Annotated in this window: 24 protein-coding genes; 5 read left to right on the forward strand and 19 right to left on the reverse strand. The window is 72.3% G+C overall.

All coding sequences use genetic code 11. From position 1 onward, the window contains the following. Window positions 1-25 precede the first annotated feature (25 nt). The 17 genes from ACGFIS_RS21905 to ACGFIS_RS21985 all read right to left on the reverse strand — a co-directional run bounded on the left by ACGFIS_RS21905 (window position 26) and on the right by ACGFIS_RS21985 (window position 17,128). A complete protein-coding gene (locus tag ACGFIS_RS21905) occupies window positions 26-847 on the reverse strand; it encodes an IclR family transcriptional regulator (protein WP_392903438.1) in 822 nt (273 codons plus the stop codon). Window positions 848-937: 90 nt separating this feature from the next. Further along, window positions 938-2,167 (reverse strand): DUF4437 domain-containing protein, encoded by a 1,230-nt coding sequence (locus ACGFIS_RS21910; protein ID WP_392972280.1) that lies wholly within the window; start codon window positions 2,165-2,167, stop codon window positions 938-940. A gap of 65 nt (window positions 2,168-2,232) precedes the next feature. After that, on the reverse strand, window positions 2,233-3,726 hold the full coding sequence (locus ACGFIS_RS21915; RefSeq protein WP_392903434.1) for a class I adenylate-forming enzyme family protein: 1,494 nt from the start codon (window positions 3,724-3,726) through the stop codon (window positions 2,233-2,235). Window positions 3,727-3,949: 223 nt separating this feature from the next. After that, the gene (locus ACGFIS_RS21920) at window positions 3,950-4,471 is read right to left on the reverse strand and encodes an alpha/beta fold hydrolase (protein WP_392972282.1); all 522 of its coding nucleotides are present in this window, start codon (window positions 4,469-4,471) and stop codon (window positions 3,950-3,952) included. Between the two features lie 44 nt (window positions 4,472-4,515). After that, entirely contained in the window at window positions 4,516-5,691 is a 1,176-nt protein-coding gene (locus ACGFIS_RS21925) for a hypothetical protein (RefSeq protein ID WP_392972284.1), read from the reverse strand. A 151-nt stretch (window positions 5,692-5,842) separates the two neighbouring features. Continuing rightward, window positions 5,843-6,703, reverse strand: coding sequence for an HpcH/HpaI aldolase/citrate lyase family protein (locus ACGFIS_RS21930; protein WP_392903429.1), 861 nt, complete (start codon window positions 6,701-6,703; stop codon window positions 5,843-5,845). Then, window positions 6,700-7,860, reverse strand: a complete 1,161-nt coding sequence (locus ACGFIS_RS21935) for an acyl-CoA dehydrogenase family protein (protein WP_392972286.1) — start codon at window positions 7,858-7,860, stop codon at window positions 6,700-6,702. Before ACGFIS_RS21935 ends, ACGFIS_RS21930 begins: the two co-directional genes overlap by 4 nt. After that, window positions 7,861-8,292 (reverse strand): Zn-ribbon domain-containing OB-fold protein, encoded by a 432-nt coding sequence (locus ACGFIS_RS21940; protein ID WP_392972288.1) that lies wholly within the window; start codon window positions 8,290-8,292, stop codon window positions 7,861-7,863. It lies immediately after the preceding gene. Then, window positions 8,289-9,437: an acetyl-CoA acetyltransferase gene (locus ACGFIS_RS21945; protein ID WP_392903422.1), complete on the reverse strand. Its 1,149-nt coding sequence runs from the start codon at window positions 9,435-9,437 to the stop codon at window positions 8,289-8,291. The genes ACGFIS_RS21940 and ACGFIS_RS21945 overlap by 4 nt, the downstream gene beginning before the upstream one ends. Next, a complete protein-coding gene (locus ACGFIS_RS21950) occupies window positions 9,434-9,889 on the reverse strand; it encodes a MaoC/PaaZ C-terminal domain-containing protein (RefSeq protein ID WP_392903419.1) in 456 nt (151 codons plus the stop codon). Before ACGFIS_RS21950 ends, ACGFIS_RS21945 begins: the two co-directional genes overlap by 4 nt. Further along, complete coding sequence (locus ACGFIS_RS21955) at window positions 9,886-10,386, reverse strand: MaoC family dehydratase N-terminal domain-containing protein (protein WP_392903416.1); 501 nt, start codon at window positions 10,384-10,386, stop codon at window positions 9,886-9,888. The genes ACGFIS_RS21950 and ACGFIS_RS21955 overlap by 4 nt, the downstream gene beginning before the upstream one ends. Beyond that, window positions 10,383-11,690: a RidA family protein gene (locus ACGFIS_RS21960; RefSeq protein ID WP_392903413.1), complete on the reverse strand. Its 1,308-nt coding sequence runs from the start codon at window positions 11,688-11,690 to the stop codon at window positions 10,383-10,385. Before ACGFIS_RS21960 ends, ACGFIS_RS21955 begins: the two co-directional genes overlap by 4 nt. Beyond that, on the reverse strand, window positions 11,687-13,078 hold the full coding sequence (locus tag ACGFIS_RS21965; protein ID WP_392903411.1) for an MmgE/PrpD family protein: 1,392 nt from the start codon (window positions 13,076-13,078) through the stop codon (window positions 11,687-11,689). The genes ACGFIS_RS21960 and ACGFIS_RS21965 overlap by 4 nt, the downstream gene beginning before the upstream one ends. After that, window positions 13,075-14,325, reverse strand: coding sequence for a CaiB/BaiF CoA transferase family protein (locus tag ACGFIS_RS21970; protein ID WP_392903408.1), 1,251 nt, complete (start codon window positions 14,323-14,325; stop codon window positions 13,075-13,077). Before ACGFIS_RS21970 ends, ACGFIS_RS21965 begins: the two co-directional genes overlap by 4 nt. Then, window positions 14,322-15,356, reverse strand: a complete 1,035-nt coding sequence (locus tag ACGFIS_RS21975; protein ID WP_392903406.1) for an LLM class flavin-dependent oxidoreductase — start codon at window positions 15,354-15,356, stop codon at window positions 14,322-14,324. Before ACGFIS_RS21975 ends, ACGFIS_RS21970 begins: the two co-directional genes overlap by 4 nt. After that, window positions 15,353-15,889: a MaoC family dehydratase gene (locus ACGFIS_RS21980; protein WP_392903404.1), complete on the reverse strand. Its 537-nt coding sequence runs from the start codon at window positions 15,887-15,889 to the stop codon at window positions 15,353-15,355. The genes ACGFIS_RS21975 and ACGFIS_RS21980 overlap by 4 nt, the downstream gene beginning before the upstream one ends. Window positions 15,890-16,369: 480 nt before the next feature. After that, window positions 16,370-17,128 carry a FadR/GntR family transcriptional regulator gene (locus tag ACGFIS_RS21985; protein ID WP_392903402.1) on the reverse strand — a complete coding sequence of 253 codons (759 nt, stop codon included), beginning with the start codon at window positions 17,126-17,128 and terminating at the stop codon, window positions 16,370-16,372. Between the two features lie 418 nt (window positions 17,129-17,546). Between ACGFIS_RS21985 and ACGFIS_RS21990 the strand changes: the two genes are divergently transcribed. The 5 genes from ACGFIS_RS21990 (at window position 17,547) to ACGFIS_RS22010 (ending at window position 20,916) form a co-directional block, all read left to right on the forward strand. Then, entirely contained in the window at window positions 17,547-17,972 is a 426-nt protein-coding gene (locus ACGFIS_RS21990) for a Fur family transcriptional regulator (protein WP_392903399.1), read from the forward strand. Window positions 17,973-18,003: 31 nt separating this feature from the next. Then, the gene (locus ACGFIS_RS21995; RefSeq protein ID WP_392903396.1) at window positions 18,004-19,467 is read left to right on the forward strand and encodes a catalase; all 1,464 of its coding nucleotides are present in this window, start codon (window positions 18,004-18,006) and stop codon (window positions 19,465-19,467) included. Between the two features lie 73 nt (window positions 19,468-19,540). Next, window positions 19,541-19,927: an ankyrin repeat domain-containing protein gene (locus tag ACGFIS_RS22000; RefSeq protein WP_392903393.1), complete on the forward strand. Its 387-nt coding sequence runs from the start codon at window positions 19,541-19,543 to the stop codon at window positions 19,925-19,927. Window positions 19,928-20,144: 217 nt separating this feature from the next. Further along, a complete protein-coding gene (locus ACGFIS_RS22005; protein WP_392903391.1) occupies window positions 20,145-20,282 on the forward strand; it encodes a hypothetical protein in 138 nt (45 codons plus the stop codon). A gap of 25 nt (window positions 20,283-20,307) precedes the next feature. After that, window positions 20,308-20,916 carry a sigma-70 family RNA polymerase sigma factor gene (locus ACGFIS_RS22010; RefSeq protein WP_392904044.1) on the forward strand — a complete coding sequence of 203 codons (609 nt, stop codon included), beginning with the start codon at window positions 20,308-20,310 and terminating at the stop codon, window positions 20,914-20,916. Between the two features lie 250 nt (window positions 20,917-21,166). Here ACGFIS_RS22010 and ACGFIS_RS22015 read toward each other — a convergent pair whose 3' ends face one another. Next, entirely contained in the window at window positions 21,167-23,773 is a 2,607-nt protein-coding gene (locus tag ACGFIS_RS22015) for a tetratricopeptide repeat protein (RefSeq protein ID WP_392903388.1), read from the reverse strand. Next, window positions 23,773-24,141: a hypothetical protein gene (locus ACGFIS_RS22020; protein WP_392972290.1), complete on the reverse strand. Its 369-nt coding sequence runs from the start codon at window positions 24,139-24,141 to the stop codon at window positions 23,773-23,775. Before ACGFIS_RS22020 ends, ACGFIS_RS22015 begins: the two co-directional genes overlap by 1 nt. Window positions 24,142-24,198 lie beyond the last annotated feature (57 nt).

Here is a 24,198-nt window from a genome sequence, read left to right on the forward strand (position 1 = left end):
GTTCCGTGCGAAGGAAGGCCGGACGTCAGGCGGGGCGGTGGCCGAAGCGTTCGGACAGCCGCCGCACCGTCTGCAGCAGGGCCGCCGCGCACGCGCCGGCCTCGGCGGTGAACCGCTCGATGGGGCCGCTGACGCTGACGACGGCGATCGGCCGGTCGTTGTGGTCGAGGATCGGCGCGGCGACCGACGCCGCGCCCGCCTGCCGCTCGGCGTCCGAGCGGGCGTAGCCGCGGGCGCGGATCTCCTCGATCTCGCGCCGCAGCCGCGGACCGCTGGCGATGGTCGCCGCGGTGAGCTGCTCCAGCGTGGGCTGCGCCAGGTAGTGGTCGATCTCGTCGTCGGACAGGTACGCCAGGAACGCCTTGGACGACGCTCCGGCGTGCAGCGGATACGGGACGCCGAGCGTCACCGACATGATCAGTTCGCGGCGCGGGGTCACCTGGTCGATGTAGGAGCGCGTCCAGCCGGACCGGACCGACAGCGTCGCGGTCTCGGCGGTGCGCTCGGACAGCGCGACGAGTTCGGGGTGCGCGACCGTCCGGACGTCGAGCCGCTCCAGGTAGGCCACGCCGAGCTTCATCGCGCCGATGCCGAGCGAGTAGCGCCGCGTCGCCTCGTTCAGTTCGATCAGGCCGTGCCCGCGCAGGGACGTGAGGATGCGGTGCACCGCCGCCTTGGACAGCCCGAGCGCGGTGGCCACCTCGGTGACGCCGAGGGTCGCCGACCGCTGTTCGGCGAAGTACATGAGGACGTCGGCCGCCCGTTCCACCGTGGCGATGGTCTGGCCGGTGCCCCCGCGCTCCTCGGTGCGCGGGGACAGGCCACTGGGCTGGACGGTGCTGGCCATGGACCTGGTTCCTTCGGACGTCCGGACGGATCTGTTCCGATTAGTGTAAAGCCGTTCCGCCAGGTGAACGATCTCCGTCGCGCGTGGCCGCTACATGCCGTCGCCGTTCCAGCGGCCCGCGCTGCGGCTGCGGACAGGGCGGCTGGACAGGATCGGGGCGGGGACGGGGTCGCCCTGCTTCCAGCTGCGTCCGGCGCCCCAGACGTGCGCGAGGTCGTCGGTGCGGTCGCCGGGGTGTTCGAGGGAGCCCGGGTCCGCGCCCCAGTCGGCGTTCACCGGGGCGTGCGCGTGCCCGTGCCCGTGCTCGTGGTCGTGCCCGTGGCCGTCTTGGAGGCGGGCCGAGTCGAGGGCCTTGGCGATGGCGATGAGGCTCTTGTCGGTGCCGGTCCCGTGCTGGACGTAGTCCTCGTCGATCTGCCCCTGTTCACGCTGGTATTCGACGGAGGCCCGCAGGTCGGCCAGGTCGCGTTCGCTGCGGCCGGGGGATCCGGCGCCCATGTCGTGGGTGGACGTCGACCAGCGCAGCCGCCCGTCGCCGGGGCCCCAGTTGATGGCCTCGCCGCCCCAGCGGACCCATTCGCTCTGCGTGTACCAGTTGAACAGCTCGCCGTCGGAGCGCAGCAGCCAGGTCGCGCCGCCCTCCATGCTGGTGAAGTGGCCGTGTTTCACACGGGCGGGACGGAAGAAGTAGGTGCCGAGGTCCAGCGTGCCGAAGTTGTACTCCATGTGCCCCTGGACGGTGTACGCCTCCTCGTAGCACGGGTGGTGTGCGAGGCGGTGGTCGGTCCAGCCCTCCTGGGCGTGGACGAGCCGCGTGTAGAAACCGGTGACCGGGTCGACGTGCAGGTACTTGATGAACAGTCCGGGCATGGGGCCGGGGTTGGGCACCGCGTCCCACGTCATGGCGTCGGAGTCCATGACGATGACGTCTTCGCGGGCGTCCTGCCAGCGGGGGGCGTGGGTGTTCTCGACGGCGTCGAAACCGGCGTCGCCGTACTCGCGGTAGTGCAGCAGGCGGGTGCCTTCGCTGAACGTGATGGCCTCGGTGGGGACGCCCTTGGGCGCGTACACGTAGCCGCCCTTGCCGAGCCGCTTCCCGTTGTAGGTCATCGACCCTTCGAGCACGTAGTACTCGGTGTCGGCGTGGTGGATGCCGGGGCCGCGGCCCCAGTCGGTGTGGAAGGCGATCCGGAGCGAGCAGGAGCCGTCCTCCTCGTCGGCGGAGAGCCTGCGCTCGCTGGCACGGCCCTCCCCGCCGACCAGTTCGGCGGCGTGCCAGATGTAGTCGTCCTCCTGGATGAGCTCGACATGCGGCCGCATAGGGGTACCTCTTTCAGGTCGGGGGGACGGGCACGGTCCGGGTCCGGCCGGCCGGCCGGGCCGGGTCAGCGGCCGCGGAGCTCGCGCTTGAGGATCTTGCCGGCGGCGTTGCGGGGAAGGGCGGGCAGGAACTCGACGCTGCGCGGCACCTTCGGGCCGGACAGCCGTTCGCGGCAGTGCTCCTCAAGGGCGTCGGCGTCGACGGACGCGCCGGGGAGCGCGACGACGTACGCGGCGACCAGCTCGCCCCACCGCTCGTCCGGCCGCCCGACGACGGCGCACTCGGCGACGCCGGGGAACGCCGCGATGACCTCCTCGACCTCGCGGGGCGCGATGTTGGTGCCGCCGGAGATGATCATGTCCTTCTTGCGGTCCACCACGTAGATGAACCCGTCCTCGTCGCGGACGACGATGTCGCCGCTGGTGAGGAAGCCGTCGTCGGTGGTGCACGCGTCGGTGGCGGCGTCGTCGCGCAGGTAGCCGTTCATCAGGAACGGGGAGCGGCTGAACAGTTCGCCGCGCTCGCCCGGCCCGGCCGGATCGCCCGCCGCGTCCACGACGCGGACCTCGGTCATGTACCAGGGCAGCCCGACCGAGCCGGTGCGTTCGGCGTCGGCCGGACGGCAGTTGGTGACGATGCCCGCCTCGGTGGAGCCGTACAGTTCGTGGACGCCCGCGTGCGGGAACGCGTCCATGACCCAGTCCTTCAGGACGGCGGGCAGCGCGGCGGCGTTGAAGTAGAGGGTGTCGAGGCTGGACGCGTCATGGCGGCCGAGGGCGCCGGACGCGCGGAGCGTCTGCGCGTGGGTCGGGACGAGGAACGCAGACTGGGCGCGGTGCTTCTCGGCGAGCGCGAGCATGTGCTCGGGGTCCCACTTGGGCAGCATGACCACGGTGCCGCCGGCGACGACGGGCGCGTAGTCGAAGACCATCCCGGCGCCGTGGTACATCGGCGCCACGGCCAGGCTGACGCGGCGGGCGCCGAGGCCCCACTCCATGGCGGACAGGTAGCACATGAGGGTTCGCGCGCGGTGGCTGCTGAGGACGCCCTTGGGCTTCCCTGTCGTGCCGGACGTGTAGTAGAGGCAGAAGGGCTCGTTCTCGTCGACGGCGACCATCGGGTCGGCGGCGGGCGCGGACTCCAGAGCCTTCTCGTACGACGCGGCGCCCGTCTCGCCCATCCCCAGGACGACGTCGACCGGGACGGGCGGCTCGGTGCCGGAGACGAAGGCGCGGGCGCCCGAATGCTCCATGATGTAGGACGTCTCTACGTCGGTGAGCCTGGTCCCGACGGGGACGAGCACCAGCCCGGCCTTGGCCGCCGCGGCGATGACCTCGGGGTACTCCAGCCGGTTGCCGAGCCGGACGGCGACGCGGTCGCCGGGCCGCAGCCCCCGCGAGAGGAGGGCCCCTGCCAGCCGGCTGGACCGCTCGTCCAGGGCCCGGTAGGTGAGGCTGCGGTCCCCGTCGATGACGGCGACGGTGTGCGGTGTGGCGGCGGCGAACTCGCGGACGCCCCCGGCCATCGAGAGCGGCGCACCGCCCGGGAACAGTGCCACGACCCCCACCTTCCGTTCCGTTCACCGGAATCGAGTTCCATCCTGCGTTATCCGAGAGCTTGCCGGGTGCCCACACGGCGAGTCAATCCCCGCCATCGGGAAAGCCCGCCATCGGGAAAGCCCGCCATCGAAAAACCCGCCATCGAGAAGGTCGGCCATCCGCGCCCTACGCGCTCGGGAGACGGGGAGCGGACCGTGTCGGCCACCGTGACGTCGACCTTGGTCATGAGCGTGGATCCCCTTCCGGATCGGTGACTTCCCGGACGAACTCCAGCAGCGCCGCGGCGAAGTCGTCCGGGGCCCGCAGGTGCGGCTGGCCCCGCAGGCCGGGCAGGACGACGAGCCGCGCGTCCCGCGCCAGCTCCATGGCGAGCGCGTCCTTGGGGGCGAGCAGGTCGAACTCGGCGTCGAGCAGCAGAACCGGGACGTCCGCCGCCGCCAGCGCGCCGGACGGGTCGTAGCGGAACGCCGCCTGGTAGCCCCACGCGTAGCGCTCCGCGACGCGCATCAGTTCGGACACGGCCAGGTGCAGCATGCCCGGCGGAACGTCCGGCCCCCAGGTGCGCAGGTAGCGCTCGACGGCCCAGGTGAACTGGGAGCCCTGGTCGTCGATCGGCGCGTCGGGCGTCCAGTTCGCGAGGAACCCGGCCCGCTCCTCCTCGTCGAACAGCGGGACACCGCTCAGCATCAGCCCCGAGGACGGCAGGTGGCCGGCGGTCGCGACCGCGATCGACGCCCCGCTCAACCGTGGACGACGTCCTCCGCGCCTGGGCCTGAACCCGGTCCGGCTCAGTGGCCTGCCAGCCCGCCGAAGATCGGGGAGGTGAGGTGGCCGACGATGTCGGTGATGGGATCGAGCGGGCCGTCCGTGCGCGACCGCTCGTCCGGCTGCGGCTCCGGTGACTCCTGCGTGGGCGGAGGCGTCTCCTGGCGCGACGTCGGCCGGGTGGGGGAGGGCGTGGGCGGGGTGTCGCGCTCCGGCGCCGTCGTCGGACCGGCCGTGCCGTTGCCCGAAAGCGCGGGCTCCTCGGTGACGGGGGCCCGCTCCTTCGTCGTCGGGGCCGGGGCCGGCGCGGTCTCGTTCCGCCCGTCGTCCGGACTCTTCGAGGCGCCCGGCTCCTCGGTGACGCCGCCCGCCGGGACGGGCCCCGGACGGGAGGTGCTCTCGTGCGGCCCCAGGGCGCCCACCGTGCCGCTGTCCGCGGACGGCCACGTCATCATCAGGCCGGCCGCGACCGTGGCGGCCACCCCGGCCACGCCGCCGACGCCCTTGAGGGCGGCCTTGCGGCGGCCGGGGCGCTTCCGTGCCGGGGCGGCGGAGTCGGGACCGGAGTCGATCACTACGAGCGGGCCGTCCGGCATGACGGCCTCCGCGGAGGCGGGGCCGGACGCGTCGCGCTCGCGGTCGGCGGCGGCCAGCACCCGGTCGCGCAGCGGGGCGGGCGCCCAGGTGGGGGCGCGGCGGGCCAGAAGGTGCGGGAGCCGTCCCTTTTCGAACGCCGAGATGACGTCCATGTGCTTGGCGGGATCGGCGGTTCCGCGAATGAGAACGTCGAGGACGAAGCGTTCCAGCGCGGTGCGCGCCTGGTGGAGGAGTTCGTGCACGCGGTCCGGCGAGATGCGCAGGACGACGGCGATGTCGCGGACCTCCAGCCACTGACCCGCGGACAGCAGCAGGGCCTCGCGGTGGCCGGCGGACAGGTTGCCGATCCCGTCCAGCAGCGGGTCGATGGCCGCCTGAACGAAGACGGGACGGACATGGCCGAACGCGCCTCGCTCAGCGCAGACCGTACGAGCGATGTGATGCAGCCCCAGCACCGTCTCACCGCGCGGTGGCTGCCGTATCGCCCTGGTGAGCGTCTCCCTGAGGGCGTCGGCCGCACCGTGGTCGCCCAGCAGCGACCAGCAGTGCGCGTACAGACGGTGTGCGTGGGCGTCGTAGAGGGTTTCCAGGTCCCCGTGCATGTGACCTCCTCGTGAGGTGGTCGAGGGAGCAACCGTTCCGGAGCGGACGAGAGGGGCAGACCGCCCGAAACCCCGCTTGGGCACGGGACTCTAGTGCACCAGTGCGACAGATGAGAAGCGAATGGTGCCTGAGCGTAGCGATAGGCGTCCCTTACCGGTCCTGACCTGAGCGGGCGAGGGTGGTGAGGAGGGTGCGGATGACGGCCGCGTCGATGAGGCGTCCATCGGCGTCCAGGACGACGCCCGATCCCGCCGCGGCGGCGGCCTTGTACCTCGCCAGGACGTCCTCGGCCCGCGCGACCTCCGCCGCCGACGGCGTGAACACCTCGTGGACGACCGGTATCTGCGCGGGATGGATGCACGCCCGCCCCACGAAGCCCTGCCGCCGGACCCGGTCGGTGGACCGTGCCAGCGCCTCGGCGTCGGACGTGATCACCGAGACCGGCCCGACCGGCGGGTGGAGCCCGGCGGCGGCGCTCGCCATGACGGTCATGCCGCGGGCGAACGCCAGCTCCGCCTCGTCCGGTCCCGGGTCCAGGCCGGCGTCGGCGGCGAGGTCGACCTCGCCGATCTGGAGCCGGTGGACCCTGGGCGCGCCGGCGATGTCCCGCACGTCCAGGATCGCCCCCGCGGTCTCCAGCAGCGGCATCAGCAGGGTCGTCACGTCGCCGAGGGCGGCCAGCAGCCCGGCGGCCGCCGCGACGTGCGCGGCGTCCTCGGACTTGGCGAGGACGAGGCCGGTCAGCGCGGGGATCCCGGCGAGCGTCCGGACGTCCTCCTCCCCCGTCTCGCCGCCGTTGACGCGGACCCACAGCTCGGCGCCGCCCGTCCTCAGGCCGGAGCGCAGCCAGCCGGCGACCGCGCGCCGCGCCGCGTCCTTGCCGCCCGGCGGGACGGCGTCCTCAAGGTCGACGATCAGGGCGTCGGCGCCGCGCGCCAGCGCCTTGCCGAGCTTGTCCGGGGCGTTCCCCGGGACGTACAGGTAGCTGCGCGGCAGCCGCCCGGTGCTCACCGCACGACCGTTTCGCCGCGCAGCAGCGACTTGGCCACGACCGTCCGCAGGACGTCGTTCGTGCCCTCCCCGATGCTCATCAGGATCGCGTCGCGGTACAGCCGCTCCACCTCGTACTCGGTGGAGTAGCCGTAGCCGCCGTGCACCTTCATGGCCTCGATCGAGGCCTGGAGGGCGACGTCCGAGCAGAAGATCTTCGCCATCCCGGTCTGCCCGTCGGCGCGGCCCCGCCGGACCGCGTCCGCCGCGAAGTACGCCATCAGCCGCGCCGCCTGAAGCTGCGTCGCCACGCTGGCGAGCTGGAGCTGGACGGCCTGGAACTCGCCGATGGTCTGCCCGAACGCCTTGCGCTGCCCCGCGTAGGCGAGCGCTTCGTCGTGGGCGCGCTGCGCGATGCCTACCGACCGCGCGGCGATGTTGACCCGGCCCCACTCCAGCGCGGACAGCGCGTGCTGCATGCCCTTGCCCTCGACGCCGCCGAGCAGGTTCTCCTTCGGCACCCGCACGCCGTCCAGGACGATCTCGCACGACTCGGTGCCCTTGTAGCCGAGCTTCGGGATGTCCTTGGTGATCTGGTAGCCCTCGGTGCCGGCGTCCACGAGCAGGATGCTCATGCCCTTGTGCGCCGGGGACGCGGACGGGTCGGTCTTCACCAGCACCGGCAGCGGGTCCGCGTGCCGGGCGTTGGTGATCCACATCTTGGACCCGGTGACGACGTAGTGGTCGCCGTCCAGCCGGGCCGTGGTGCGGATGCCCTGGAGGTCGGTGCCCGCGTCCGGCTCGGTGAGGCCGATGCCGGTGCGGCGCTTGCCGGTGGCCAGGTCCGGAAGGTACGTGCGCTTCTGCTCGTCGGTGCCGTGCATCGCGATCATGCGGCAGGCGAGGGAGTGGCTGCCGAGGATGCCGGCGATGCCCATCCAGCCGCGCGCGATCTCCTCGAAGACGAGCGCGAACGAGACGGGGTCGAGGTCGAGGCCGCCGTACTCCTCCGGGACGGTGATCCCGAACAGGCCCATGTCCCGCATGCCCTTGACGATCTCGGTGGGGTAGCGGCCGGACTGCTCCCAGTCGCGCGCCACCGGGATGATCTCTTTGTCGACGAAGTCGCGCAGGACGGCGCGGAACTCGCGCTGGTCCTCGTTCAGCTGGAAATCCACTCAGCTGCCGCCTTTCTCCGGGACGAACACGGGGAGCGCCCGCCCGTCGTCAAGACCGACCCAGGTGACCTGGACCTTGTCGTCGATGTGCCAGCCGTCCGGTTCCCGCCCCTGGAGCCGGGTGAGGAGGACGACCCCCTCGGCCAGGCGCACACGCGCGATGACGTAGGGGACGGCGAGGTCCGGCCGCGGGGCGCGGTGCACGACCGTGAAGGAGTCGACGACGCCGGCGCCGCCGGACCCGACCCAGTCCAGTTCGTCCGACCCGCAGCGGACGCAGAGCGCGCGCGGCGGATGCTGTGCGGCGGGCCGCCTCTCCCGGACGCAGCGCGTACAGGTCTGCAGGACGAGGCGGTGCTCCCGCGTCGCGTCCCACCAGGGGGCCGTGACCTCGTCGGGCTCGGGGACGCCGGGTTCGAAGGCATCGGTCATCGGTCCACCCCCAGGACCACCGTGGCATGCGTCGAGAGGATCCCGCCGGTGCCGTGCGCGACGGCGAGCCGCGCGTCCGGGACCTGCCGGTCGCCGGCGTCGCCGCGCAGCTGCCGCACCGCCTCGACGAGCAGCAGAATCCCGAACTGGCCCGGATGGCAGTAGGACAGGCCGCCGCCCGAGGTGTTGAGCGGGACGTCGCCGCCGGGCCTGATCCGGCCGCCGGCGATCCAGTCGAGGGCCTCGCCGCGTCCGCAGAAGCCGAGCCCCTCCAGCGTCAGCGCGACCGTGATCGTGAACGAGTCGTACACCTGCACGACGTCGATGTCGGCCGGGGTGACGCCCGCGCGGGCGAACGCGTCGGCGCCGGAGCCGGCGGCGCCCGTGGCGGTCAGGTCGGGTACGGCGGTCATCGACGTGTTGGTCGTCCGTTCGCCGTACCCGAGCACCTCGACGGGCGTGCGGCGCAGGTCCCGGGCCCGTTCGAGGGACGTCAGGACGATCGCGCCGCCGCCGTCGGTGACCAGGCAGCAGTCCAGCGCGGTCAGCGGACTGGAGATCATCGCGGAGCCGGTCACGTCGGCCGCGGTGAGCGGGCCCTTGCCGTGCCGGAACGCCACCGGGTTCAGCAGCGCCCATTCGCGTGCGGCCACGGCGATCTCGGCGAGCCGCTCGCGCGTCGCGCCGTAGGTGTGCAGGTACCGCTGCGCCGCCATCGCGTAGTACGACAGCGGGTACAGCGGCCCGTACGGCGTCTCGAACTGCGCTTCGGGCGTGTGGTCCTCGACGACGCCGCCGAGCGAGCGGGACCGGGCCGACCGCTGGTCGGACGCGAAGCTGATCACGATCGTCTCGGCCTGCCCGGCCTGGATGGCCTGGGTGGCGCGGGCGACGAACATCTCGAACGCCGAGCCGCCCGCGAACGTCGAGTCCGTCCAGCGCGGCTGGAGCCCGAAGTAGTCGGCGAGCTGCGTCGCCGAGAACCGGGACACCCCGGTCGTGGCGATGCCGTCGACGTCGCGCAGGCCGAGGCCCGCGTCGTCCAGCGCCCGCGAGACCGCCTGCGCCTGGAGGCCGAGGATCGACCGGTTCGTCACCCCGAGGTCGCACTCGGCGGCGCCGGCGATCGCGACACCCGTGCTCATGGCGCCTCCGCCGCGCCGGGCCCGTCGGCGCCGCCGAGCAGGACGCGGGCGCGGGCGGGCGCGACGGCGACGCGGTCGGCTTCGCCGCCGTCGCCGACGACGACCACCCGCAGGTCGAGGTCCACGAAGCCGTCGCCCGCCTCGGTGACCGTCCCCTCGCAGCGGACGGTCTCCTCAGCGAACACCAGCGCCTTGAAGCCGAACTCCAGCGTGCGGACGAAGCACTTCGGCCCGAGCCAGTCCTGGATCTGCTCGACCAGCAGCGCGCCGAACACCTGGCCGTCGACGACCACGCCGGGCAGCTTCGACGCCTTCACGAACTCGGTGTCGTAGTGCAGCCGGTACCAGTCCCAGGTGGCGCCCGCGTAGGCGATCATGTCGGGGAGCCCGATGCGGCGCTCCAGCGGCGGCACGGCGTCCCCCGCCTTGTGCGCTGCCTGTGCGGCCGTCATGCCCGGGCCTCCAGCGAAACGAAAATGACGGTCTCCTCGTTCTCCGCGAGCGTCTCGCCGTCCTGCTGCGTGTACGTCGCCCGCGACGTGACGATCAGCATCTCCGCGCCCGCGCGGTTCGTCTTGCCGGCCACGTCGGTGATCTCCCAGGTGGCGGTGACGATGTCGGACGGCAGGATGCGGCGGTGGAAGACGTAGCGGTTGCCGCCGCGCACCCGCCGCGTTCCGGGGATCTCGATGCCCCAGTTGTGGCCCGAGTCGCCGTCCGGCCCGACGGGCAGGTTCGTGTACTGGTTCGTCTCGCAGATCAGCGTCGGCGGTGCGGTCACGTCGGGGAGGCCCTGCGCCCGCGCGTACCCGGGGTCGGAGTACAGCGGGTTGTGGTCGCCGATCGCGAGGCCGAAGTAGCGGCCGGCGGCGGCTCCCATCGGCTCGGGCGCGGTGTAGGCCTTGGTCCGGCCGACGAGCGCGCGGATGTCGTCGGTGAGCAGCGTCATGACGCGTCCCCCGTGGCCGCGTCGCCCGTGGTCGGCGTCCCAGTGGTCGGCGTCCCCGTGGTCGGCGTCCCCGTGGTCGGCGTCCTCGTGGTCGGGGCGCCCTCCGGGTAGAGGGCCGTCGGGAACACCTCCAGCAGGAACTCGGGACGCAGCAGCGCCTTGCAGATCGCGCCGGTCGACGCGGGCCACGGCGGCGACAGCAGCCGTTCCCGGACGGGCGCGACCGCGCGGTAGTCCCGCAGCGCCGACTCGACGCAGAACTCGATGGTCGAGAGCAGGTCCGCCGGGCCGAGGCCCGCGTGGTCCAGCAGGTGCAGGACCGAGCCGTAGGTCGCCTCGGCCTGCGCGCCGATGTCGCCCGGGTGCAGCGCCTCCTGCGTCGTCATGTCGAGCGCCGCGAACCCCGACATGAACAGCGTCCGGCCCGCCCGGACGCCCGGCGCGTAGGTCAGCGTGTCGTACCGGGACCAGCCCGGGTTGACCGGCTCCAGCGGATGCCGCGACGCCGTGACGTCGATCGCGACGAGCGCCTCGGGGTGGTGCAGCCGGCTCATCAGGATGCCGCCCGCGCCCGGGTACACGCCCGCGCCGCCGAGCCGCTCCTTCCGGACGCGGTGGGTCCTGCGGTACACCTCCCGGGTCTCCGGCGTCGAGTAATCGTAGGTCGTGACCGCGTTGTCGAGCGACAGGCCGGCCTTGCGGAGCAGCACGTCCGCCTGGTCGAGGCAGTAGGCGTACTGGCCGGCGAGGTCGCCGGGGCTGACGATGTCGCCGGACGCGTCCACCGGGACCATGGTCGGCAGGTGCACGGTGCCGTCGTGGCCTTCGCGGACCGGCGCGGGCACCCACGTCCCGGCCTCGCGCCGCTCGCCGGCCGCGAGCAGCTCCGCGCCGCCGCCCCGCACGGCGTGCACCTCGACCTCCAGCAGCGCGGCGGACCGGACGAGCCGCTCCACGACCACGGTCGCCACCGTCGGCTCGTGCGCGCCGAAGACCTCCTCGCGGGCCGCCGCGGCGGCCTCGTAGTCGGCCAGCCCGGCGACCGTGACGTTCTCCGTCACGTGCACGACGTCACCGGGGCCGTACCCGGCCGCCTCCATGATCGCCATGACCTTCGCGTAGGCGGTGGGGGCCTGCTCGGCCATCGTCCCCGAAACGGTCATCTTCCCGGCCGCCGCGTCGTGCGCGGCGGAGGTGTGCCCGGACGACCACGCGCCGCCGTCCTCGGACAGGCCGAGGCAGAACGTGAACCCCTCGTAGGGGAACCACGGGAACTCGGCGGGCTTGATCGCTTGCAGTGTCATTCCTTCTCCTGCGCACTGTGGGTGAGCTGGGCGAGCCGCGCGGCGGCCCGCATGACGGCGGCGGCGTCCGGCTGCCCGCCGAGCGTCTCGACGACGCCCGCGAACTCCTCCGCCTCCGCCGCCGGGACGCCGGCGTTGCCCTGGAACTTGGCGAGCAGCGACGCGCGGCCGAGCGGGCGGTCGCCGCCGCCCTCGCTGCGCGGCACCGACCCGGTGACCTCCCGGCCGCCGGCGAGCGTGATCGTGACCTGGCCGGACGCGTCGGCGGCGGCCACGCCGGGGACGCCGGCGACGTCCCAGCGGACGCGGGCCGCGAGCCGGGTCACCTCGGGCCTGGCGATCGAGTCCGCCGCGAAGGTCTCCAGCGTCAGCCCGCCGTCGGCGATCAGCGCCGCGACCGTCCACGGCAGTGAGAACTTCGCCGCGTACGGGCTCGCGGGACGGGTCAGGTCGCGCGCGGTGTCGCAGACGACCGGCGCCGAGTCCGGGTGGACCCGGGCGTGGACGCTCACGACGTCGTCCGGGCCGAACCGCTCGCGCTCCATCGCGTCCAGGACCGCGCCGATCGTGGCGTGCGAGAGCTGGCATGCCGCGTACGGCTTGATCCCGATCCGGGTGGTCTCCCAGCGCTCCCCCAGCCCGTCCACGATGGACGCGGCGTCGGCGGGATGCGCCGAGAGGGTGTCGAACACGCCGTGCGGGCCGTCGAAGACGGTGTCCGGCCCGGTCGCGCCCGCCGCCGCCAGCCGCGCCGCGATGATCCCGGACTGCGACGCGAACCCGGGGTGGAGCTGCTTCGTCGACGCCCCGGTGCCGAGGAAGGCGAGCAGGCCGCCCGCCTGGCTGCCCGCGATGCCGAGCGCGTTCGCGGCCCGGCCGGTGTCCAGCCCGAGGAGCCGCGCGCTGACCAGGGCGGACGAGAACACCCCGGCGACCATCGTCGCGTGCAGGCCGCGCGCGTGGAAGCCGTGCGGCGCGGCCGCGGCGACCCGGCAGGCCGTCTCGTATCCGGCGACCGCCGCCGTCAGGATGTCCCGCCCGGAGGCGCCGGTCTGCTGGCCGACGGCGAACGCGGCGGGCAGCACGACCGCGGTCGCGTGCACCAGACCGCCCGCGTGCGTGTCGTCGAAGTCGAGGGCGTGCACCAGCGTGCCGTTCGCGAGGGCCGCGGCGGGCGCGGACAGCAGCTCGGCGGTGCCGAGCACGGCCGCCTCGGGCGGGCCGCCGAGGCCGCGCGCCACCTCGGTCGCGGGCAGCGCCGCGCCCGTCCGGAGGGCGCCGAGCGCGGTGCCGAACCCGTCCAGCAGGTGCCGGGTCGCGGCGGCGCTCACCGGCCCGGGCACCTCGGCGAGGCCGAGCGCCCAGGCGGCCAGCTCCCGTGCGATCATCGCGACGCCGCCTCCGGCTCCGTCCCGGTGGTCTCGGCGGACGCCGCGGCGTCGCCGAACGCGCCGCCTGCCCGCAGCTCCGCCACCGTGGCGTCGTCATACCCGGCGATCTCGCGTATCACCAGGTCGAAGTCCTCGTTGCGCTGCGGCGCCCGGCGGTACTCGGGCGGCTCGAGGCCCACCCGGACGGGGGAGGCGAGCTGCTCCACCGTCCCGAAGCGCGGGTGCTCGGTCGTCACCCGCAGCCCGCGCGCCTTGGTGTGCTCCTCCTGCATGGCCTGCTCGACGTCGTTGATGGGGCCGCAGGGGATGGACGCCGCGTACAGGTCCGCCAGCCATCCGGCGACGGTGCGCCGCCGGAAGATGTCCTCCAGGAGGGGGATCAGCGTGTCCCTGTTGCGTCCGCGGTCGGCGAACGACCCGAAGCCGGACTCGGGCTCGGCCCACTCGGGGTGGCCCACGACGGAGGCGAGCCGCGTCCAGAACTTCTCCTTCGCGCAGCCGACGATGAACCAGCCGTCGCTCGCCTCGAACGCCTGGAACGGCACCAGCGACGGGTGCGCCGAGTGGCGTGTCCGCACCGGCGTGAAACCGGCGTTCAGGTGCCACGTCGCCGGGTAGGTCAGCAGCCCGATCGCGGTGTCGTACAGGCTGACGTCGCAGTCCATGCCGACGCCGTCGCGGCGCGCCGCGTGCAGTCCGGCCAGCAGCGAGACGGCGGCGACGAACCCGCCGGAGTAGTCGACCATCGACAGCCCCGACTTGGTGGGCGGGCCGTCCGGTTCGCCGGTCAGGTCCATCCAGCCGGCGAGGCCCTGCAGGACGTAGTCGTAGCCCGGCTCCTTGCTGCGCGGCCCCGTCATGCCGAACCCGGTGAGCGAGCAGCACACGATGGCCGGGTTCAGGTGCTTCAGGTCGTCGTAGGTGATGCCGATCTTCTTCGGGACGTCGCCGCGCAGGTTGGAGTACACGGCGTCGGACACCTTCACCAGGTCCTCGAAGACCCGGCGGCCCGCGTCCGTCGACAGGTCGAGGGACAGGCTGCGCTTGTTGCGGTTGAACGTCTCGAAGAACAGCGAGTCCTCGCCCTCGCCGTACGGGGGGACGTAGCGTCCGACGTCGCCGCCCGACCGGGGCTCCTCGATCTTGATCACCTGGGCGCCCAGGTCGGCGAGGTGGACGCTGCCGAACGGTCCGGCGCCGTACTGCTCGACGGCGATGATGCGGACGTCTTCCAGAGGTTTCACGAGGCGCTCCCTGTGAGGTCTGGCAGCAGCGCCAGGAGTTCGTCCTGGGCCGCGCGGGTCTCGGCGGCGCTGAGGCCGTGGGTCGGCGGGCTGAGCTTCACCGAGTCGGCGAGGCCCTCGTACGCGGCGATGCGTTCGGCGACCTCGTCGCGTCCGCCCGCCATCGTGAGCGCGTCGATCATGTCGGGGGAGACCGTCTCGCCGAGGTGTTCGGCGCCGCTGCCGTTGCGGAACGCGCCGATGACGGCCTGCTGCTGCTCCGCCAGCCCGTGGAAGGCGAAGAAGTCGGTGTAGGTGCGGACGCTGGCGTAGAAGCCGACGAGCCCGGACACGCGGCGCAGCGCGGTGGCGCGGTCGTCCGCGACCGAGCAGCACGCGGAGACGACGACGTCGACGTCCTCGCGCCGCTTGCCCTCCGTGCGGCCGATCCCGGTCTCCAGCTCCGGCATGACCCGCTCGGCCAGGTAGCGCGGAGAGCACAGCTCGTGGCTGATCCAGCCGTCGCCGATCGTCCCGGCGAGGCGGGTCATGGCGGGGCCCATCGCGGCGATGTAGACGGGGATGCCGGTCCGGCGCACGGCGAAGGGACGCTGGTAGCCGCGGATGCGCATCGGCTCCTCGTCGCCGGGCAGGTCGATCGGCTCGCCGGTGGTGCAGGTCTCCCAGAAGGCGCGGATGTTGCGGACGGCCTCCCGCATGTGCCGGACGGGCTTGCCGAACGGGACGTTGTGCCAGTCCTCGTTGAGCCGCTGGACGCCGCTGCCGAGGCCGAGGACGAACCGGCCGCCGGACATGTCGTCCAGGTCCAGCGCCTCCAGTGCGGTGGTCATGGGGCTGCGGGTGAACGCGAGCGCGATACCGGTGCCGACCCGGGCCCGTTCGGTCGCGGCGGCGGTCGCGGCGGCGGCGACGGTGGCGCTGCGGTGCAGCTCCGGTACCCAGACGGCCTCCGCGCCGGCGGCCTCGGCGCGGCGGGCCGCGTCGGCCAGCTCCGCGAGCGTCTCGCCCCAGGGAGCGAAGGTGATCCTCATGCGCGCTCTTCCTCGGCTTCGAGGGTCAGCGGCGTCCTGCCTTCGGGGAACAGGTCGTTCAGCGGCTCGGCGCCCCGCTTGTAGACGAGGAACGTGCGGCGGAACGTGCAGACCTCGTCGCCGTCCTGGTTGAGGGTGCGGGTGCGGATCGTGACGATGCCGGCGTGCGGGCGGCTCGCCGACTCGCGCTTGTCCAGTACGAGCGACTCGCTGAACAGGGTGTCGCCGGCGAAGACGGGGTGGGACATCGTGATGTCCTCCCAGCCGAGGTTGGCGAACGCGTTCTGGGTGGTGTCGATGACGCTCTGCCCGACCGCGATCGCGACGGTCAGCGTGGACACGACCAGCGGCCTGCCGAACTCCGACTTCGCGGCGTACTCGCCGTTGAAGTGCATCTGGTTCGTGTTCATCGTCAGCAGCGTGAACCACGTGTTGTCGCTCTCGGTGACCGTGCGCCCGAGGGGATGCCGGTAGACGTCGCCCACCTGGAAGTCCTCGTAGAACCGTCCCTTCCACCCGTCCTTGAGCGTCATGGCCGTCCTCTCAGATCGCACTGTCTCGTTAAAGTCAGACGTATCGATATTAGGGCACGGCCTGCCCGGTGTCCAAGGTGGTGACCTTCCCGGCTTCCCCCGGTTGTGGCCCATACCCTCGCGTAATGACCCAGCCGTGGTTGACGAGTGGCGGCGAGCTGCGGATACTCGACTGAGTCGATACATCAGATATATCAGGACGGGACGGTCGTGGCGCCGTCCGGGAGGGTGGGCCCGTGCCGACGCGCACGCCGAGTTCGGCGTCATCCCCGCGGGCGGCTCCACGGCGCGGCCGCCCCGGATCGTCGGCCGCCGGCGGGCCAGGGAGATCTTTCTCACCGGCCGGTGGATCACCGCCGCCGAGGCGGTCGTCCCCCCGAGATCGAGGAGTTCGTCGCCTACGTCACCCCGCCGGACTCCGACGGCCAGGAAGGGCTTCCGCGTCTACCGCGAGAACCGTCCGCCCGCCTGGGCCCGACCTCAGCTCTCGTGGTAGGCGGGGCGGATGTAGCGCAGGTGGTCGCGCATGGCCGCGCTGGCCGCCTCGCCGTCGCCCGCTTCGAGCAGGGTGATGATCTGCTCGTGCTGGTCGTCGACCTGCGCCCAGAACTCGGTGGGCTCGTCGGCGCTCAGGAACCGGCTCCGCAGGACGTGGAAGACCGGCTGCGTCATCATGGTGAGCAGCCCGTTCCCGGTCGCCTCCATGATGATCCCGTGGAAGTGCCGGTGCTCCTGGAACTTCATGCTCCGGCCGCGGGACCGCTGCTCGCGCTCTATGGCGGCGCGCAGCGCGTCGAGGTGCTTCTGCTGGCGGCGCTCGGCGGCGACGGCGGTGGCGGGCACCTCCAGCATCTCGCGGGCTTCGAGGATGGCCGCCAGCGGCAGCGCCGCCGAACCCGACATCAGCCCGATGCCGGCCTCCAGGAAGTCGCTGATCTGGTCGGGGTCGATGTGCGAGACGAACGTGCCGCCCGTGGTGCCGCGGACGGTCTTGACCAGCCCCTGGGAGGCCAGCACGCGCAGCGCCTCGCGGACCGTGCTGCGGCTCACCCCGAAGTTGCCGCCGATCTCGCCCTCCGGCGGAAGGCGGTCGCCCGGCGCGAGCGACCCGTCCAGGATCAGCTCCCGCAGCTGGTCGGCGACCTGCTGGTAGGCGGGGCGCAGCCGGCTGACCGGCAGGGCGGCCGCCGCCCCGGTGCCGGAGCGGCCGCCGGAGGTGTTGTCATTGGTGCTGGACACGTAGCCGTCCCCCTGGTCGGGCCTTCGAAAGGGTGCTGGTCTCTTGAGTCGGGAACTCCGCGCCACCGGGACTCACAGCAGGTCGAGCATACATCAGACATCATGTTCCCCCGGGGTGAAGAGCGCGATCGGGACGCCCGGGTCGGAGGGGCGCGTCCCGCCTGTACCAGGGGTCTCATCAGAGGAGCCGGAGTAAACCTCGGACACTGTGGGGGCGGCCCCCGGAGAAGCCGGTGATTGCGGCGGGCGTCGCCCTCCGCGGCGCGCTCCGGTAAGCCTGGATGCAACCAAGTAATACATCAGACTTTTTCGTGGCGATGTCCTGGTCCGGGCGATGGTCGTCGTCGAATGACCACCTTCCAAACCAGTAATCCTCGTTTAATTGAATGATTCAAGAAAAGCGGCTATGGTCGGGGTCATGCCGACCATCGATGCCACTGCCCTCCTGCGGGGCGCCTCACTGCGGGTGACCCGTCCGAGGGTCGCCGTGCTGACGATGGTCGCGGAGAATCCCCACGCGGACACCGACACCATCGCGACGGCCGTCCGCCGCGAGCTGGGTTCGGTGTCCACGCAGGCGGTGTACGGCGTCCTGCACGCGCTCACCGACGCGGGCCTCGTCCGCCGCATCGAACCGGCCGGCTCGCCCGCCCGGTTCGAGACCCGTGTGGGCGACAACCACCACCACCTCGTGTGCCGCACCTGCGGCGCCATCGCGGACGTCAGGTGCGCGGTGGGCGAGGCGCCCTGCCTGGACGCCGAAGACCCGCGCGGATTCGTCCTCGACGAGGCCGAGGTGACCTACTGGGGAACCTGTCCCGACTGCCTGGCACGCGGCGAATGAGCCCGACGAGCAACTCACCAAGGAGCGAGCTTTGCCTGAGAACAACCAGAAACCACTGACCACGGTCGCCGGCGCACCGGTTCCCGACAACCAGAACTCGGTGACCGCCGGTCCCCGCGGTCCGATGCTCCTGCAGGACGTGTGGTTCCTGGAGAAGCTCGCTCACTTCGACCGCGAGGTCATCCCCGAGCGGCGGATGCACGCCAAGGGCTCCGGCGCGTTCGGCACCTTCACGGTGACGGGCGACATCACCCGGTACACCAACGCGAAGATCTTCTCCGAGGTCGGCAAGAAGACCGAGATGTTCGCGCGCTTCTCCACCGTCGCCGGTGAGCGCGGTGCGGCCGACGCCGAGCGCGACATCCGCGGCTTCGCGCTGAAGTTCTACACCGACGAGGGCAACTGGGACCTCGTCGGCAACAACACCCCGGTGTTCTTCTTCCGCGACCCGCTGAAGTTCCCCGACCTCAACCATGCCGTGAAGCGCGACCCGCGCACCAACATGCGCGACGCGGAGAACAACTGGGACTTCTGGACGAACCTGCCCGAGGCGCTGCACCAGGTCACGATCGTCATGTCGGACCGCGGCATCCCGGCGACGCTCCGCCACATGCACGGCTTCGGATCGCACACCTACAGCTTCGTCAACGCCGAGGGCGAGCGGTTCTGGGTGAAGTTCCACCACCGCACCCAGCAGGGCATCAAGAACCTCACCGATGCCGAGGCCGAGGCGCTGATCGGCAAGGACCGCGAGTCCCACCAGCGCGACCTCTTCAACGCGATCGAGAACGGCGACTTCCCGAAGTGGAAGCTGTGCGTCCAGATCATGCCGGAGGCCGACGCCGAGACGTACCGGTACCACCCGTTCGACCTCACCAAGGTCTGGTCGAAGAAGGACTACCCGCTGATCGAGGTCGGCGAGTGGGAGCTGAACCGCAACCCCGACAACTACTTCGCGGACGTGGAGCAGGCCGCCTTCACCCCCGCCAACGTGGTGCCGGGCATCGGTTTCTCCCCCGACAAGATGCTGCAGGGCCGGCTGTTCTCCTACGGTGACGCCCAGCGGTACCGCCTCGGCGTGAACCACCACCAGATCCCGGTCAACCAGCCGAGGAACCCGGTGAACTCCTACCACCGCGACGGCGCCATGCGCGTCGACGGCAACCAGGGCGCCACCCCGGGCATCGAGCCGAACTCCTACGGCCGCTGGCAGGAGCAGCCCTCCTACCGCGAGCCGAGCCAGGCCGTGGGCGCCGTCGCCGACCGGTTCAACTTCCGCGAGGACGACGACAACTACTTCGAGCAGCCCGGCATCCTGTTCCGCAACATGAGCCCCGAGCAGCAGCAGGTGCTCTTCGAGAACACCGCCCGCGCGATCGACGGCGCTTCGCAGGCGACCGTCGAGCGGCACATCGCCAACTGCACCCAGGCCGACCCCGCCTACGGCGAGGGCGTCCGCAAGGCGATCGAGGCGCTGGCGGCCGGCCGGCTCTGAGCCCCGCCCCCGTCCCCGGCGTGACACGCGATCACGCCGGGGACGGGGAACACGCGATCAGGAAGAACCACTCATGAGCGACGCCACACTGACGAACGAGCAGACCGAGCGCATCATCGCGATCGCCATGGACTTCGCCAGGGAAGGCGACACCGGGCAACTGGCCGAGTTCATCGACCATGGACTCCCGGTCGACGCGGCCGACCCGAACGCGAACACACTGCTCATGCTCGCCGCCTACCACGGGCACGCGGAGACGGTCCGCGCCCTGCTCGACCGCGGCGCGAACCCGGATCTGCGCAACGCGCGCGACCAGTCCCCCATCGCCGGTGCACTGTTCAAGGGCGCGGACGACGTCGTCACCGTCCTCCGCGAGGCCGGCGCGGATCTCGACGCGGGCACGCCGAGCGCACGGGCCGCCGCGGCCATGTTCGGCCGGCAGCACCTCCTGACCGGCTGACATCGAGAAGCTGGACCTGCCCGGCTACCGCCTGCTGCCCGCGACCCGCGCCGACCTGCTCACCCGCCTCGGCCGCACCGCCGACGCCGTCGCCGCCTACGACGAGGCGATCACCCTGGCGGCCAACGACACCGAACGGACCTTCCTGCGGACGCGACGCACGCGCCTGACCCCGGACACCGGGATATCCGGAGACGGCTCGGGTAGCCCCCCGGTCATGAGCAGAGATGACAAGGACGCTCGCGAGGTCGCCGAAGAACTCGCCGAAGAACTCGCCGAGAACCCCGACGATCCGAGGTTCCGCGACCGTCGTCCTGGCGTTCGCGCGCGCTCGCCCGAAGAAGGGGAGACCTGAGCAGGAGCGGAGCCCCCTGATGTTCATGACCGACCCCGGCACGGACCGGGAGAGAAGGCGGTTCGAACGGGACGCGGTGCCCTATCTCGACCAGCTGTACGCCGCCGCGCTGCGCATGACCCGCAACCCCGCCGATGCAGAGGACCTCGTCCAGGACACCTACGCCAGGGCCTACTCCTCGTTCCGCCAGTTCAAGGAAGGCACCAACTTAAGGGCCTGGCTCTACCGCATCCTGACCAACAACTTCATCAACGAGTACCGCAAGAAGCAGCGGCGGCCCGTCCAGTCGGCGGGAGAGGACATCGAGGACTGGCAGCTGGCGGAGGCCGCCTCGCACACGCCGGCCGGCCTCAAGTCGGCCGAGACCACCGCGCTTGAACGCCTCCCCGATTCGGAGGTGAAACAGGCCCTGGCCGACCTGCCGGAGGAGTTCCGGCTACCCGTCTACTTCGCCGACGTGGAAGGCTTCGCCTACAAGGAGATCGCGGAGATCATCGGGGTTCCGATGGGGACGGTCATGTCCCGGCTTCACCGGGGCCGCCACCGGCTGCGCGCGCAACTGGAGGACTACGCCCGCGAACACGGATTCGCCACCACCGCCACCACCGCCGGCGCCCCGGCCGCCGGTCGCTGATCCGTCTCGACTCGTGCGTCCGGATCGCGATTGTTCAGCGGATTGCCGGGCAGTGGCCAACGAGCCGCCGACCGCGGGCGTGAGCTCAGATGGAGAACGACGTCCGCCCGGCAAAGGAGGGAACCATGCCGTACGCCTCATTTCATGGGCAGACCGACAGCGATCAGGCCACCGGCCGCATCACCGTCGAACCCGCCCGTCGACCGGCCCGGGACAACGGTGATCGGTGCTCGACGGCGATTTCGCGGCCCTACTCCGGATGCCGCGCCGGCGCCGCGGGCGGGGAGGCGTCCCAGGGTTCGGCGATGGACCCGTCGACGTCCCAGCCGTAGCGTTCGAGCCGGTCGGCTTCGTCGACCAGGCCGCTCTTTCTCAGGAGCCGCGCGGCCGCGTTGAGCGGCCCCTTGCTTTCGGGGCCCTCCCGGCGGATGAGGTCGAGAGCCTCGGCGGGTATGTTCCGGTCGGCCAGCAGCCTGGCCAGCCTCGTCGTCTCCTCGGACGCCTGGGACTCGGCGATCTGGCGGAACAGCGCCATGGCCTCCGCCCAGCGTTCGTCCTCGGCCAGCAGGTCGGCGGCGACCCGGAGCGCCTCCAGGTCGCCAGCCGCCCCCCGCTCGTGCAGCAACAGCAGCGCCTCGTCGTGCCGCCCGGACTCCCAGAGCACCTCGGCCGCCTCACCGGCCCCCGGGTCGTCCGCCGGCCGAGAAGGCGCCGTGGTGTCGCCGAGCCTCCGCAGCGTGGCGGCCACCTGCGGCAGGGCATCCGGATGACCTCCGCGGAGCGCCGCCAGCCACCAGTCCAGCGCCTCCTCGAACCGCCCGGCCCTGGCCCGCCCCCCCGCCATCGCGGCGCTCGCGTAAGGGTTGCCGCCCTCGGCCACGTCCCGCACCCACTCCGGGACGGCGGCCGAACCGTACTCCAGCAGCACCAGCCTGGCACTCTCCTCGAACGCCTTCTGGCCGCCGAGGTCGGCGGCACGCCGGAACAGTTGCAGCGCGACCGTCCGCCGGCCGGTGGCGCACACCGCCCGTGCCGCGGACATCCAAGCCGCCGGGTCGTCCTCGGTGAGAAGTCCCGCCTCGACCAGGAGGCGTTCAGCGTCGTCGAGCGTCTCGTCGTCGCCCGCCTTGACGCGGTCGGCCACCCACCTGCGTGGAGTCCGCGCCTCCCGGTCAGCGTCTCCGGGCGGCGCACCGGCGTCCCCGCCGACATCGGACGGCCATGAATCGAGCTCGGCCGACCGTAACCCTGCCTCCGGGGCCGGTGACTCGGCCTCGGCCGCCGCCTGGGCGGCGTGTCGTTCGGCCAGCATCTCGTCCAGCATCGCGTGGCCGCCCGCGGCCTCATAGAGACGAAGGATGCGCTCGTCTCGGGTGAACCCGAATCCGTACCAGTAGTCCATGTCATGGGCGGCGGCGAGGCCGAGGTATCCCAGTTTGTCGGCGGCGTCCATGAGGATCTCGGTCAGCCGCTCGCGGGCTTCGGGGATCCCGGCTCGTGCGGCCGCCAGGCACCAGGCGGCGGACTCCTCGTTCCGCCCGGCCGAGCGCAGCAGGTTCGACACCTTGAACTGCCAGAGGGGCCCGCCGCTCCTGGCGTACAGCCGCACCGCGAGTTCGAGGAGCCCCCGGTTGCGGGCCGCGTCGGCGACCCAGGCCAGCTCTCCCGGCTCGGCGTGATCGATGATCGCCTCCCACAGCCGGGCGGGCGGCAGCAGCGCGTGCCGGGTGCCCAGTCCCGTCTGCTCCAGGTAGTCGGCGAGCCGGAACGTCTCCACCCCGTCCGCCGGTGAAGAGACCCTGCTCAGCGGGCCGCGTATCCCGTGCAGGGGCGTCGAGGCGTGGCCGAACGCGGCGTCGGCCCAGTCCTCCGGCAGCCCGTCGCGCTGGGCGTCGGACAGGTATCCGGCGGCGGCATGTGCCAGCAGCGCGCGCGGCAGATCCACGCCGTGCCCGAGGCGGCGGGCGTCGATGGCCGCGTCGATCAGCGCCCGCACGGGCGGCGGCGCGTTGCGGTAGCGCTCCAGCAGGGCCGGGGCTCCGGCCAGGAACTGGGGAACCCGGCCGTCCGCGGCACGCGCGGCGGCCTCGGCGAGCCTCGCGTCCTCGCGTGCGAACAAGCGCAGGGCCTGCAGATCCCGCTCGGAGAACACGGCGGGTACGGAGATGTCGCCGCCCCGCAGCAGGGCGCGGGCCTGCGCGTGCGGATCCGATCCGTCCGCGGTCACGGCCGGCGTGGTGAGCCGGTACCAGGGCTCGGGCCAGATCGTCCCGAGGATCAGCACCGGCCCGCGATCCGGGTCGCGGACGAGCGTGCGCAGCCCGGCCGCCGCCTTCTCGCCCAGGCCGTCGCCGGGCGTCAGAAGAAGGTTCTGCGCGTCGTTCAACCAGATGACCGTGTGCGGGGCGACGGCGTCGAGTCCGCCCAGGAGCCGGTCCGGGTCCGTCGGGTGCCACAGCGTCCACGGCTCGGGCAGTTCCTGCACGGCCTCCCACGCGGCCCGGGTCTTGCCGGTCGACGACTCGCCGACCAGCATCGCCGTCGTGCTGCGCCCTGCGCTCGCCGCCCGGACGCGGTCGCGGAGCACCTCGTCGTGCGGGCGAGGCACGTAGCGCGGCAGCGGCGGAACGTCCCGGTCCGGCTCCACGACGATCGCCCGGTGTACCTCCAGATCGAACGGATCGTGGCGGGAGACGGGCTGTCCGGGCGGGACGGGCGGCGGGCTGCCGGGGGACGCCTCGAAGATCACCGTGGCATCGCCCTTGATCTTCTCCAGCCTGACCAGATGCCCGGCCACCTCGGTGCCCGTCTCGCCCGCCGGTGGGGGACGATCCTTGCCGCGCCGCCGGCGCGTCATCAGGGCTCGTCCTCGATGTGCAGCGGGCCGTCGACACCCGAAACCCGGTCGTAGTTCCCGCCGACCGCCGTGCCCGGTCCTGGCGCGGGAAGCGCCCCCGGTCGGGACCTGCGCCGGATCACCACCGATCCCTTGACCTTGCGCACGTCCGTGTAGGAGCCCCCGACCCGGAGGCCGCCTCCGCCGCCCGCCGCGACGGCGCCCCAGACCGCCACGAGCACCCCGGCCAGCGCCACGAACAGGTTCACCACACTGGCGACCTTGTCGGCCTTGTCCCAGCCGACCGACGCCATGTACATCGCGAGCACCGCGAATCCCACCACCGCGACGAGCCCGCCGGACCAGATCAGAACCTTCGCTCGCCGCATCCCCACCCCAGCTTCGCCGACATCGGATGCCGGCAGAACGCGCACGCCTGAACGCGG

This window comes from Spirillospora sp. NPDC048824, assembly GCF_043198455.1.
Taxonomy (GTDB): domain Bacteria; phylum Actinomycetota; class Actinomycetes; order Streptosporangiales; family Streptosporangiaceae; genus Spirillospora.